This window comes from Rosenbergiella epipactidis, from assembly GCF_018494055.1.
GTDB lineage: Bacteria > Pseudomonadota > Gammaproteobacteria > Enterobacterales > Enterobacteriaceae > Rosenbergiella > Rosenbergiella epipactidis.
The window spans coordinates 22,007-34,353 of the sequence record NZ_JABBFQ010000011.1 but is presented as its reverse complement, the minus strand read 5'-3'; the positions used below and the strand labels follow the sequence as shown (position 1 = coordinate 34,353).

General features: G+C 41.8%; 14 protein-coding genes. 1 reads left to right on the top strand and 13 read right to left on the bottom strand.

Annotated features, from left to right (window positions below):
• The first annotated feature begins 88 nt into the window (after window positions 1-88).
• Complete coding sequence (queD, locus tag HGT71_RS14650; RefSeq protein WP_092675872.1) at window positions 89-454, top strand: 6-carboxytetrahydropterin synthase QueD; 366 nt, start codon at window positions 89-91, stop codon at window positions 452-454.
• 3 nt (window positions 455-457) lie between these two features.
• Here the strand turns inward: queD and queE are convergent, their stop codons facing one another.
• From queE to HGT71_RS14585, 13 genes are all read right to left on the bottom strand, one after another.
• The gene (queE, locus tag HGT71_RS14645) at window positions 458-1,129 is read right to left on the bottom strand and encodes a 7-carboxy-7-deazaguanine synthase QueE (RefSeq protein WP_214218420.1); all 672 of its coding nucleotides are present in this window, start codon (window positions 1,127-1,129) and stop codon (window positions 458-460) included.
• A gap of 64 nt (window positions 1,130-1,193) precedes the next feature.
• Window positions 1,194-2,885 (bottom strand): hypothetical protein, encoded by a 1,692-nt coding sequence (locus tag HGT71_RS14640; RefSeq protein WP_214218419.1) that lies wholly within the window; start codon window positions 2,883-2,885, stop codon window positions 1,194-1,196.
• A gap of 377 nt (window positions 2,886-3,262) precedes the next feature.
• Window positions 3,263-3,817 (bottom strand): tight adherence pilus pseudopilin TadF, encoded by a 555-nt coding sequence (gene tadF / locus HGT71_RS14635; RefSeq protein ID WP_214218418.1) that lies wholly within the window; start codon window positions 3,815-3,817, stop codon window positions 3,263-3,265.
• A 15-nt stretch (window positions 3,818-3,832) separates the two neighbouring features.
• Complete coding sequence (locus tag HGT71_RS14630) at window positions 3,833-4,312, bottom strand: hypothetical protein (protein ID WP_214218417.1); 480 nt, start codon at window positions 4,310-4,312, stop codon at window positions 3,833-3,835.
• Between the two features lie 49 nt (window positions 4,313-4,361).
• Window positions 4,362-5,069: a tetratricopeptide repeat protein gene (locus HGT71_RS14625; RefSeq protein WP_214218416.1), complete on the bottom strand. Its 708-nt coding sequence runs from the start codon at window positions 5,067-5,069 to the stop codon at window positions 4,362-4,364.
• 19 nt (window positions 5,070-5,088) lie between these two features.
• Complete coding sequence (locus HGT71_RS14620) at window positions 5,089-5,934, bottom strand: type II secretion system F family protein (RefSeq protein WP_214218415.1); 846 nt, start codon at window positions 5,932-5,934, stop codon at window positions 5,089-5,091.
• A gap of 1 nt (window position 5,935) precedes the next feature.
• Window positions 5,936-6,868 (bottom strand): type II secretion system F family protein, encoded by a 933-nt coding sequence (locus tag HGT71_RS14615; protein ID WP_214218414.1) that lies wholly within the window; start codon window positions 6,866-6,868, stop codon window positions 5,936-5,938.
• 4 nt (window positions 6,869-6,872) lie between these two features.
• On the bottom strand, window positions 6,873-8,144 hold the full coding sequence (locus HGT71_RS14610) for a TadA family conjugal transfer-associated ATPase (RefSeq protein WP_214218413.1): 1,272 nt from the start codon (window positions 8,142-8,144) through the stop codon (window positions 6,873-6,875).
• Window positions 8,145-8,150: 6 nt separating this feature from the next.
• A complete protein-coding gene (locus HGT71_RS14605; RefSeq protein ID WP_214218412.1) occupies window positions 8,151-9,272 on the bottom strand; it encodes a CpaE/TadZ family protein in 1,122 nt (373 codons plus the stop codon).
• A gap of 25 nt (window positions 9,273-9,297) precedes the next feature.
• The gene (locus HGT71_RS14600; protein WP_214218411.1) at window positions 9,298-9,735 is read right to left on the bottom strand and encodes a hypothetical protein; all 438 of its coding nucleotides are present in this window, start codon (window positions 9,733-9,735) and stop codon (window positions 9,298-9,300) included.
• A gap of 11 nt (window positions 9,736-9,746) precedes the next feature.
• Complete coding sequence (locus HGT71_RS14595; protein ID WP_214218410.1) at window positions 9,747-11,021, bottom strand: type II and III secretion system protein family protein; 1,275 nt, start codon at window positions 11,019-11,021, stop codon at window positions 9,747-9,749.
• A gap of 77 nt (window positions 11,022-11,098) precedes the next feature.
• The gene (locus tag HGT71_RS14590) at window positions 11,099-11,911 is read right to left on the bottom strand and encodes a CpaB family protein (protein ID WP_214218409.1); all 813 of its coding nucleotides are present in this window, start codon (window positions 11,909-11,911) and stop codon (window positions 11,099-11,101) included.
• A gap of 13 nt (window positions 11,912-11,924) precedes the next feature.
• Window positions 11,925-12,335: an A24 family peptidase gene (locus HGT71_RS14585; RefSeq protein WP_214218408.1), complete on the bottom strand. Its 411-nt coding sequence runs from the start codon at window positions 12,333-12,335 to the stop codon at window positions 11,925-11,927.
• Window positions 12,336-12,347 lie beyond the last annotated feature (12 nt).

Below are 12,347 nucleotides of genomic sequence, written 5' to 3'. Positions count from 1 at the left end.
GAGTTGGCAGTGAAAAGAATGAGAAGCGCTAGCTTTTACGCTAAACTACCCCCTTTTCACCTTTCTATCGCGGAATTTTATCAACGCTATGGCAGTTACAACCTTATTTAAAGAGTTTCAATTCGAAGCGGCGCATTTCCTTCCACATGTCCCCGAAGGACACAAATGTGGACGTTTGCACGGACATTCATTCCTGGTTCGTCTAGAGATTACCGGTGAAGTAGACGCCCACACCGGATGGGTGATGGACTTTGCCGAATTGAAAGCCGCTTTCAAACCTCTTTATGAAAGATTAGATCACCATTATCTGAATGACATTGCCGGGTTGGAGAATCCGACAAGCGAAGTTTTAGCAGTCTGGATTTGGCAACAAATGAAACCCAAACTGCCGTTACTCAGCGCAGTGATGATTAAAGAAACCTGTACGGCGGGCTGTACCTATCGCGGAGAGTAATCGTTAAGCGATATTAAGATATTTATGCGTCTGCATTGAAAAACGCCAGTTTCTCGCGATGCAAGTCGCAATGCACAGTTCAGTCGCAGCCTTCTTACAGCTAATCGGTTGTAAGGCAATAATGCGATGGGTGGAAGGCGGCACTTGGCTAAGCAGAAGATCCAGCGCGTCAATATCGCGCTGACGTCCCACTGGATGCTTCACCTCATTCGCCCTAAGTAAAGCACTGTTCAATACATCGTAGCCACCGCGCATATTAACTTTTGGCGAGACGGTCACCCAGGTTGCTGCTGAGCATTGAATAGGATGTGTGCCGCTAGTCTCGATTTGGCATTGAAAACCCTGTTGTTCGAACTGCTCAGTTAGGGGTGTCAAATCGTAGAGAGCAGGTTCACCGCCGGTAATAACAATATGCTTCGCGGTCCAGCCTTGTTCGGCAATAACCGCTAAAAGCTGTTCGACGCTGGCGTCTGCCCATGCCTCACTCTCAGCAGATTTATGCACAATATTGGTAAGTGGCTGCTGTTGGTCAGCATACTTTTCCCAAGTATGTTTCGTATCGCACCAGCTGCAGCCGACAGGGCAACCTTGAAGACGAATAAAAATAGCCGGTGCGCCAGTGTAAAATCCTTCACCTTGTAAGGTTTGGAACATTTCATTAATTGGGTACAACATGAACACTCAATTTCTGCTCGAAAAACGCTATTATCGCAGAAACTGAGTGAATGATCATGCACAATCACTGGTAGGTAACGGTACCTACTTCATCACTAATGATCCCTTTAACCGTTGAAATAATACTCTGCGCATCGCGAGATGAGACAGCATTCTCCGGCCCCGTGCAGTGTTGTGCCCAATAATTGACTCGATCAACGTCATCGTATTTGGTTGATATATAATAGATGTCTACCCGTTCCGTGCGAGTTTCGGGATGTGCTAGAAAGCCATCTTTAATACGCTGACAGAGGTTGTGATTTTTGAGAAATTTGTCGGTCACTGTTTTCCGATAAGAAGAATCTGCATGAGATGACATAATAACAAAGATTTTACGTGGGTTACGCCCTTCCATCATCACGGGCACAGAACGAATCAGTGCCGACGCAGTTGCTGTTTGGCCTCCCCGAGGCGACATTTTTTGAAATTGGTCTAACTCTGTCTTTTTATTGGTAAGTTCAATCAGCCAAGAATATAGACGTGCATCGTTAAGTTGCCCCCGGTTTTTCCAACCACCGATACTCTTGCACATCTCGTAGAAGGGACGAAAATCGACATCTTTTTCTTGGCTCCATAACACGGGAATAGTAATTATCGCTTCATCACCAAACATCTTGTCCAACGTTGCCTCATAATCGATCGCACTGTTATGCATAATAGTTTGCGTCTTATAATGGAAGTCACGTACATCAATCGCTTTAGCATATTGCTCAGAGATTAGCTTCAACGAGGCTGGCGTAAAGATGTCGTCGGTATAGATTTTTTTCCCATTGGCATCGGTAGTGAAAAAACGCTTATCAAAACAGGTGTATTCCACCCGTCCTTTACCCCATCCATAAGTCGGATTTTTTCGACACCACTTATTGTAAAATGTGTTGTAACTCATGGAGGGAGAGGAATTTTTCACATACAGTAAGTAGTATATGCCTCGCATCTGGTCCATTTGATAAGTTTGGTCTTTAATCTTTTTTCTTAGTTTATTCATTGACTTATCCCCCCAAAAAGAGTAATTAATATCCCACGGTTTTGTCGGAGCAAACAGGACACTGCACCCGGCCTGAGGTCCCCCACGCTGATTGGTATAGGGATATTTAACAGCAACTCCCGTATCGAACGGCAGTATCGCGATCTTCGACTCTTTGTTACTCTGAAGGATGAAAGGAGTCAGCTCCGCAAATACATCTCTCAACACGAAGGTTCCTTCTGGAGAGCCAAAATCGACGATAAAGGCAATATCTACTGGCCGCGAGACCACTTTATTAATAGTGAAATTATTCGTAGTGACAACGAAGTTTTTATCTTTGTTACTCAACGAAGGGGAGTAGTAAGGGTAAGGGACTTTAAGCTGGATATAGGGCTTAAAGGTCTGATACAGCGTATTATCTTCAGGGCTCAAGATTTTTTCTGAATAAACGACGTTAATGATAGGATCTTCAACAACTTCAGGGAAAAACTCTTTAACGTATTTTTTGGTGAGTGCAGTTAAGGCCGGTGAGCTATTTCCAGAACTCTCGGCCCTATTCGCTGCAGAGACGATAAGTCCTACTTCAGCCGCGACATCCGCGAGTTTGTTTTTAGAGATAAACATTTTTGCACTGTTAATAGCTAATGCTATTAGAACCAGTAATATCGGAATAATGATGGCAAAAGGCAGAATAATACCACCCTGTTCATTTTTAAAGCACGAATAACAGTACCGTAATAGCTTTACAAACATTTCCTTATGTCTCCTGGACCCGTCAACTCCAGCTGATAACGGGTATTACCTTTCAAACAAAATAGACGAGGGATCTTAGTCGGCCTAAAATTACCGACCCAGAATCCATCACTGTCATGAATAATAGATAGCAGTGCGCTATTGACCTTTTTATTAGGACTGATATCAATAAATTTTACTTCCAACGATTTTTGTAACGTACTGCTCATAAAATATTGCTGGTTAAACTGGGTAAAAATAGAATACTGCTCGGGAACGGAAGAATCGAAAAATATAAAGGCGCGTGGAGTCGACCTATTTTCTGCCGCGTGCAATCCCCCACTAAAAGGTAGGAAAAGTAAAACTATCCATCGCAGATGAAGTTTAAGCATTCATTGTTACCGTACAAGAACGACATTATAACTTGTAATAACGGCAGGGATTAGCCCCACCGAATTGAGAAGTTTATCTAAAGCTCCCTGCGGGTTACCCACCACTAGCGTGACTTGATAAAGCGGCATCCACCGTTGTCGATTACTAAAAGTAGCAAGCGACAGTTTATCCTTGAGCGAATTCCCGGTAATATTATTACAGAGGTTTGAACCATGATTAATCTGCTTATACTCTTTTAGTCTCTGCTTAGATCCCGATTGAAAATAAACCCCCTCAACCCGTACACAGAGCGTTGAATTGTACTTATTCCCAGTAAGATATTTTGCCATTTCATAGAGTTGTTGCACATCTGCCTTAGAAAATTGTTCTTTTTTATTATAGAACGTCGACCGCTCTCTTATTAATGAAGACAGAGAGTAACTCACTCTATCAATTTGGCTTTTACCGGCATACCAGAAGCCGTACTCCATGCATCCAACGGTGAGGATACTTAAAAATGAGAAGATGAAAGCAGCTTCAACAATAACGCTTCCTCGAGTCTCTGTGAGTAAAAGTTTCACGATGCTACCTGTTAGTTAATGTGCAGACTCTATGTAATATGTGATTTTTCGGCTGAGATGTTGATCCAAATGTTGGTACAAATCATCTGCCCATTGTGTATTACTGATAATTTTGAGCGGTCGATAACGATAAGTGACTGAAAATAACGCTAAGCGCCGTTTGCTATCTGCCTGTGTGCTGCAACGATTAGCCAATAATTCTGGAATATTTGTACAGAACTTAGCATTGATGACAAACTCTTCAGGGTTGATAAAAAAATCCCAAAATTTACTCTGTTTAAAAAATACATCTTTGAAATTATCGTTGTAACTTATACCACTTTTCGAGGCATCTTTATACACAGTATTGCGCGAGGCCTCAGCCAAACTATAGTCAATAGCGGTGATAATATAAATTATTTTGCATACTTCAAAAATAATAAAAACAAAAGCGATAAAAATTATTGATATAAAAGAGAACTCAATCGATATTGCTCCCTTTTCACTTCTTCCCATGCAAGTAAACCTTCTCCCATTACGCATAAATCACCTATTGATAGAGAAGTTAGTAAGCTTGAATATTAAAGAGATCTGCTGCCAAGAGATCGGGGTGTTTACTATAATTACCTTTTTTTATAATTTCTATAGCATACCGGAGGTCACCGCTCTTGGCCAAGGCTACAGTTAAATTATGGTCAAGTTGTGGATCGTGGTAACCCCTCAAATAGATGGGTAATAAAAGTTGCACTGCTTCGTTATATCTTTTTTTCAAGATATAGATCATAGCGATATTATTCACCACATCTTCTTCTTGCTGATAATTATTGCGCGCCATATTAAAGGAGTGGAGTGCTTGATCGATATCGCCCATCTGCGCTTGTAGTACACCTTTTAAATTCATTGCCGCACCGTTAGTTCTCTCTTTAGCGAGAACGATATTAACAAATGATAATGCCTCTTTATATTTCCCTAACGACGCAAGATTTTTAGCCTGCAATAAATAGACGTCAGGTGCAGCACCTGTGACCAATAGTGGCTTCAAATAATAAAGCGAAGACCGATAATCTTGTGAGAGATAGTAATAATTTGCTAAACTGTAACGCGTTTTGGCATTATCAGATTTTTTTAATTCGGCCCGCTTCAACTTAATTAGACCCGCGTAGTTTTTAACTTTCAGTAACAGTGTTTCGTTTGCTTGTGTGGCGGTGAAGTGAAAAGTGCTGTTTTTATCCGTGACGCAGCCCGTTAACCCTATAATCCCGCCAGTCAGCAATAATATCAGTAATCCTTTACTAGCCATCTGAAAATACCCTCATTATACCCGGTGCAGCGACAATGATAACTACTGGAAACATGAAAAAAAGGATCAGCGGAACACTCATTTTTGCAGAAAGTTTTCCAATATTCTCTTCCGTTGCCAATAACTGAATTTCCCTGATCTCCCGTGAAAGATCCATCAGTTGTTCATAGAGCGAGGAGCCATATTGCAAGCTCTGATCTAACATGGAACAAAACAATCTTGTCTCCGTTGACGGGATCTCGCGACTAAAGTGTATTAATGCATTACTTAAACCACTCATCTCTGCGCGGCGAACTAAGCGCTGCAAGAAAGGTACAAAATCAGGATTTATGCCCTCCATTTTATCGGCTAAAAATTTGAAGGCCTGTTCAGGGGTCATTCCACATTGGATACTGACCGCAAGCAGATCGATCATCCAGGGCAATTCTGCACTTAACGTTCTCACACGGCGTTTTACATAGAGCGCCCGCAAGGTACTTGGTAGCACAATCGTCGCGACTAAGCTTAGAATACCAATCATGACCAAATCATTTCTTTCTAGTTGCCAATGAGCAATTTTACTGGCAATTAAGCAGATGATGAATAGCGCCACTGATAGGCCTATTTTCACACTAAAGGTTCCATCGATCCGACGATAGAGATTTAATAAGGAGCTATTCTGCTCCAGTACGGCTTCCGTTTGGTGGTGCGTTTTATGCTCTTGCAACTTAAGTGCCTGAACGTTGGCATCGACAAGGGTCATCGCTTTTTTAATTATCGACTGCCGAATTTTTCCATAAATAAACGTTCCGAGTACGGTTCCACTAATAATAATTATTATGAAAAAAAGTATTTTCATCTTACAGTTTCCTCATTAAAAACTTAATAATGACAATACCTATACCAACGCTCCCAAGAAGATAATAAAGCAATAAATTTCCGCGTTTATCCTCAAAGATAAAATTAAAGTTCTCTTCACTGATAAATTTTAATAACAATAGGAAAGCAAAAGGGATCAGACCGGTGATTTTAGCCGCCATTCGCATTTCGGAGGTCATCGTCAGCATTTTTTTCTCCATTGCCGTACTCGTTGCAAGTGAGCGCTGAAGCTTATTCAATACTTCGCGCAGTCTCCCCCCGCTGTTGATGTTTAAGAGAATGGCTACGATAAAGAAGTAGTATTCACGATAGGGATAAATACGCCATGAATCCATAAACACAACCTCTGGGCTATCACCAAAATTTAACCTACGGGTAATAACGCCAAACTGATTCGCCAACTGATTATTATTATTTTTACTGTAATCATCCATCGCCTGTAAAAACGTCCTTCCCGAGGAGATTGCACCATTAATCGATGAGAGAGCTTCCGTAAAATCGATAGTGAATATTGACTTTCTTTTTTTAGCCAGCATTTTATACCACATAAAATATATAACTGGCATTAAGGTTAGAAAGAGCGGCACCGGGGGTAGATGGATATATAAATAGTTCGCGATTTCAATAGCTAAAATCAGTGCAAAAGGAAAGAGAATATTTTTTAAAAATGTGACTAGTCCTGTGGAATAAAAGACCGTATGAATCGAAACTAACTTCCCGATAATCAACCCGTAAAGAATAGTTTTACGATTTTCAGAGTCTTGGCCACTATCTTGTTGGTTAAGTAGACTTTTCAAATTGCGCTGGCGGACATTACTTTTAGCTAATACATTATGTGTTGCACGATTCCTTAACCAGACGATGGCTAAGAAAAGAAAAGCAATAAGGATAAATAATATAAATAGCCCGCGCATAGGATTATCCAAATATCTGTTTTAAGTATGACTCTTTAGAGTGCGCTTTTGCGCGCGTATAGATATTCGATCGTGAAGATAGCCCCGGTGTAACAAAGTGTCCAACCACCTTACCCTTCACAGAATCTTCAACGTTAAAGGTGAAGATGTCTTGTAGGACCATGGTCTCGCCCTCCAAACCCATGATCTCCGTAATATGCGTGATTTTTCTCGAACCATCATGCAATCGGTTAGCTTGCACAATTAGGTTTACCGCAGAGCTGATATTCCTTCGGATCGCGGTAATAGGTAAATTTAACCCCGCCATCATCACCATATTTTCTAAACGTGCTACTGCGTCACGCGGTGAGTTGGCGTGTAACGTGGTCATCGAGCCATCATGTCCCGTATTCATCGCTTGCAGCATTTCAAAAGTTTCTCCGCCACGACACTCCCCAACGATAATACGGTCAGGACGCATACGTAGAGTGTTGATCATCAAGTCGCGCATGGTGACCTGACCACTGCTCTCTACGCCGGCCATTTTCGTCTCGAGCCGTACAACGTGTTCTTGCTGTAGTCTTAGTTCGGCGGCATCTTCTAGTGTGATAATGCGCTCGTCGCTGTTAATATGCCGAGATAGGGCGTTGAGTAAGGTGGTTTTACCGGAGCCGGTTCCGCCAGAGATAACAATGTTTGCTTGGCAACTTACCGCAATCGCAAGAAAATTTGCCATCTGTTCATTCATCGCTCCCCAATTCACTAAATCTTTCAAAGTACGTGAAACGTTACTGAATTTACGTATTGAGATTGACGTGCCATCAAGAGTGATGGGATTGATCACAACATTGAGACGACTACCATCGCTCATCCGGGCGTCGACTAGTGGCTGAGACTCGTCGATTCGGCGACCTACGCGGTTTACTAACCGTTTCGCAATATCGGTTAACTGCTGATTGTCAATAAACCGTTTGTTCACCCTTACCAGTCTACCGCTGCGTTCAACAAAAATATGATTTGGGCCGTTGACTAAAATATCACTGATGGAGGGATCTTCCATTAATTCACGTAACGGTCCTACCCCAAGGATCTCATCGGCAATTGCGCCGGAGAGGATTTGCGTCTCCTCGGCCGGTAAATAAAGGTTCCGTTCAACGCTTGTTCTCTGGACAGTACGAGAGATTTCTCTGATTAATCCCGTACGGTCACCTAATAAATTTTCAATTAAATCCAGATTTAGCTCAGGTAATACTAAGCTTCGCAGCTGGCGAGCAACGTCATCAAATTTTTCATCCATGACCTATTATTTCCTTTCAGTCAATTGTTTTAATGAATCAAATAACCCATGCTTTTTTCCATCGGTTTGACGTCTACCTAAAAGTAAATTGCAAAGCTTTTCCAAATAAATATTATTTTTCCCACTGAAATTTAGGGGTAACGATGGGTCTCCCGATTTTAGTAGATACGGAATTGAAATATCGACAGGTTTACCCAGCAATCCGCTCAATTCTTGGGTACTAATCTCACCATTTACCTTACTATGGTGCTGATTATGGCAAATATAGATCCGGCGTAACCCATTATCACTATTCATCAGATGGTTATTAGCTTCAATAATTTTCTTAGCCGTTCGGACGGACGACAGATTTCGATCGCAGATTAATAGTAAGCAATCAGAGTGAGTAAGAATATTTTCAATGTTTTCGTCAGCCGCATTATGCCCAGTAAAATCAAAAATTATACATTCATGCTGTTCATATAACGGATTATTATATAACCATGGTTGCGTATGATCTTCATAAAACGCGTAGAGGTTATTTTGCAATAATGTTACTTCATTGGTAATCGCGACTTTAGAGATTAAATCAAGATTACGACTCCCTCGCGATCCTTGCACGATGAGTGTCGACGATTGACGTTTACGCGCCAGATACTCTGCGGCGTGATAGCTTAGGACTGAGGTACCGATTCCTCCCTTACACCCCAACAAGGTAATTCGGATCGCATGGCCGGTAGTAGTAGACTGCTTTTGTTGCTGAAGGACAAAGCTTCCAATGCGATTAATTTGGGTTGGAAAGTGACAGTATTCAATCCCTTTTTTGAGAAAATTATCCGCAATGACTAATGAGTCTTTAGTACTGAAGGCGACTTTTACCACGCTGCGAGATAATTGAAGGTCAATCAACTCAATAACTGCATCTGGCGATTCAAGCCGAGATGCATCAAAAATAATACAGTCAATACCCGCGATATCTTCAAGTGTATCTAACTGCTCGATATTATTAGCGAAGCGCTTAATTAGGCCAACGCCTCTAATTTCGAGTTGCTCACAGACCAACGCCATCATCGATGGGTCGGGAGTTACCACCAGCACCTGCCTTTCGTTGCCGTCACTCTGTCGTGAATTATCAGTAAATAGCAGCATAGTGTTCCTACCTAATCGCGTATATTTAACGAGTGCGCATCAAAGACATATCTAAATTATCATTAATGGCACAACTTTCCTGCCCCATCTCATCGAAGCCAGTTTTTAAACTAAAGGGTTTACAGGTAATTTGTGTTTTGGCGGTTTTTAAGGCAATCCGTAGCTGTCCCCGCTCAAGCCCTACATAGCGACCATCTGCTAGTTTAACCCGGCTGATGTCCTGGCGGGAAATGCCTGCGCTAACCATTTTTTGTATCACTTGTTCGGCGATCGGATCTAATTCGTTACTTGACCAGCGTAACTCTACGCTTCCCCCCATATACTGATAGAAGGGTAGGACTTGAGCGACGACAATCTCTTGATCTATTTCATTACGGCTCATCAAGGTAAAAGCGTAATCTTGTGACGCCATGGCTAGATTCCCCCAAATTAAGCAGATAAATCCAATCAAAATTCTACGCATAATGATCCCTATTAATAAATGAAACCGCCCTGTTCCAGAAAATTAGCCACCGATTTACGTGATGTCTTGCTGCCCGATATATCAATATTCAGATAGCGCTCAAGCAAACTACTCCGTTGCCAACTTGGGATTGCCACTTGTGAAGAAGAAATAGGTCTGACTAAATTAACGGTGGCTACAACTACCAATTCTGTGCGTTCACGTGCCGATGACGTGGAACGGAAAAAGGCACCCAGTACAGGTATATCGCCAATAAAAGGGACTTTTTTTAGCACTTCCTGTTCAGATTCACTCAATAAACCAGCAAGTACGAAACTCTCACCGTCGGCTAACTCGATAGTGGTTCTCGCTTTTCGCGATTTGAAGGTCGGCATTACCAGTACGTTACTGTTACTGATATTTTTACTGTCAATATTGCTGACTTCTTGCGAAAGAGTAAGACGAACTTTCTGTGAATTTTCAACTTTTGCCGCCACTAACATCTTGATTCCGACCTCTTTATACTCAACACTGGAACCATTTGAAGAGCTAGTGATAATCGGCACCTCACCACCGACTAAGAAATCTGCGGTTTCACCTGAAAGCACGGAAAGATTCGGCTCAGCCAAAACCCGAGCAACGGACTCATTATTTAATGCATTAATAACTGAGGTTAATTGGTTAGCATTGAATTTCAGTTTATTTAGGACAAAGCTACCGACATCCATCGCTTGTCCCCACTCAATGCCTAATGCATCACTGTAGTTGCGATTGAGCTCAACAATAGATATTTTTACATTCACTTGGTTAGCGACCGGAAGTCGCATCTGATTCTGTAGTTTTTCATATCTAACTTGCATCAGGCTAGGGATATAATCTTGTTGAAAACTGTTATTTTCCCCTCCCATTTTAGTCTTAAGCTCTGTTCGCTTGAGGCCTAAGGCATCCCCGACGATCTGATAAATGGCATCACGGCTCTCTTCGTCGGCGGCAACCCCCGTCAAGATATATCCCCCGCCAATCTTTTTCAGCTCAATGGTCGAGCCTGGGAACTGATCTTGGATCTGTTTACCCAGCTGGCCCACTAATGGGTCGATGACCACTTTAATACTGCGAGTAGCATCGTTTTGTATTAGCAGTACTTCGCCATTACCATTTTCGACGCCATGAATAACCACTTCGTTTTCACTGATCATGTTGTAATCAACAACCTGAGGATCGGTGGTAAAAACGGTGTCAATTGGAGTACTACTTTTGATCGTTCGCGCCTCGCCTTTCGCTAAATAAATCGTTTCAGCTTTCGACATTAAGGGCGCGATTGTTATCAGCAGAAAAACAACCTTACTCAAGAAAAAAAACCACTTCCCTATTAATTTCCTCTCCATCACTTACCGCCTTTATTTTTATTCTTTGGCTTAGCCAAGGCACTATCATCAACATTAGCTAGTGTTTCTGCTGGAAATAGGATTATTTCGAAACCATTTTCTATTTGATACAATTTTTTAAGATCGGTACGGCTCAATTCAATATCTATCGTAAAATCTGCGCTTTCTGAGAACAGCTTGTTTCGAGATAATAGATGTTCGCTCTCTAAACGCTCCTTGTTCTCTTCCTCTACGACCGCCTTGTTTCCTTTCATTAGAGGGGTGAGAACTTTTTTATGCTTAAAAAGCCGAGTAATTTTCACTACTGATTCACCACGGAAGATGACCGATTTATTATGTTGCTCGCGTTTCGGTGAGCTAAATCGCAGATATACATCGACCTTATCTCCTGGAACGATGCCCAGTATATTATTAGCATATCGGGTATTTAAAGGTACGCTGAAGCGGAACATACCTTTGTTTAAATCCGTCTCTTTAGGCCGCTCATTAGTTAAGTTTTTTGAAGTTAAACGGATCCCCTTAGCGACAGGCTCAGTTAAGTAGAGCCCTACCACTTCTCGTGGATAAATTGAAGATAACTCGCTTTCTGGCACCTTTTCCACTTCATGTTGGACATCATTTTCAGAGATGATTTCGCCAGCGGCCATTGCACGCTCAGTGACGTAGTAAGTAACATCCTTCAACGGCTCTTGCGGTTGCTCAATATTCGTATCCGTTTCTGATGAAACGGTTTCATTTCCAGAAAACAGTATTCCTCCCACACCAACCAGCACGAGAATTATAGCAAGGATAACAAATAGCCTCTGATTCACCTTAACCTCTGTTTCATAAGAATAACATCACAAAATACCCGCTCACTATGGCAACACCGTACGGGACAGAACGAGAGAATTTTTTTTTACCATAACGATGAAGAAGGTAGACAACTACCGCCAGTGGTAAACCAGAAAGAGTAATAAAGAAAATGAATTCCGGAACATCCGCCAGAGGGAAACTTAAAGCGAGCGCAGAGAGTAGCTTGATATCTCCTGCGCCAATAAAATTCGCATAAACAGCAATTGCCCCAATAAAAAAGATAAGGCACGCCGACACCCAATGAGGTAGCTTACCATCAATAAAAGATGCCATCGTTAATACGACAGCAATAAAAACCACTGAATGATTTTTGATTATTCGATAGCGTATGTCCGTATAACATACCCAAATTAATGAGATCACTAATAGAAACGTCAACATATTTATTCTTCT

What these genes read in the sequence shown, in the direction of transcription:
- queD (WP_092675872.1), top strand. Translation starts at nt 89, where the DNA reads ATGGCAGTTACAACCTTATTTAAAGAGTTTCAATTCGAAGCGGCGCAT.
- queE (WP_214218420.1), bottom strand. Translation starts at nt 1,129, where the DNA reads ATGTTGTACCCAATTAATGAAATGTTCCAAACCTTACAAGGTGAAGGA.
- HGT71_RS14640 (WP_214218419.1), bottom strand. Translation starts at nt 2,885, where the DNA reads ATGTTTGTAAAGCTATTACGGTACTGTTATTCGTGCTTTAAAAATGAA.
- HGT71_RS14630 (WP_214218417.1), bottom strand. Translation starts at nt 4,312, where the DNA reads ATGGGAAGAAGTGAAAAGGGAGCAATATCGATTGAGTTCTCTTTTATA.
- HGT71_RS14620 (WP_214218415.1), bottom strand. Translation starts at nt 5,934, where the DNA reads ATGAAAATACTTTTTTTCATAATAATTATTATTAGTGGAACCGTACTC.
- HGT71_RS14615 (WP_214218414.1), bottom strand. Translation starts at nt 6,868, where the DNA reads ATGCGCGGGCTATTTATATTATTTATCCTTATTGCTTTTCTTTTCTTA.
- HGT71_RS14610 (WP_214218413.1), bottom strand. Translation starts at nt 8,144, where the DNA reads ATGGATGAAAAATTTGATGACGTTGCTCGCCAGCTGCGAAGCTTAGTA.
- HGT71_RS14605 (WP_214218412.1), bottom strand. Translation starts at nt 9,272, where the DNA reads ATGCTGCTATTTACTGATAATTCACGACAGAGTGACGGCAACGAAAGG.
- HGT71_RS14600 (WP_214218411.1), bottom strand. Translation starts at nt 9,735, where the DNA reads ATGCGTAGAATTTTGATTGGATTTATCTGCTTAATTTGGGGGAATCTA.
- HGT71_RS14595 (WP_214218410.1), bottom strand. Translation starts at nt 11,021, where the DNA reads ATGTCGAAAGCTGAAACGATTTATTTAGCGAAAGGCGAGGCGCGAACG.
- HGT71_RS14585 (WP_214218408.1), bottom strand. Translation starts at nt 12,335, where the DNA reads ATGTTGACGTTTCTATTAGTGATCTCATTAATTTGGGTATGTTATACG.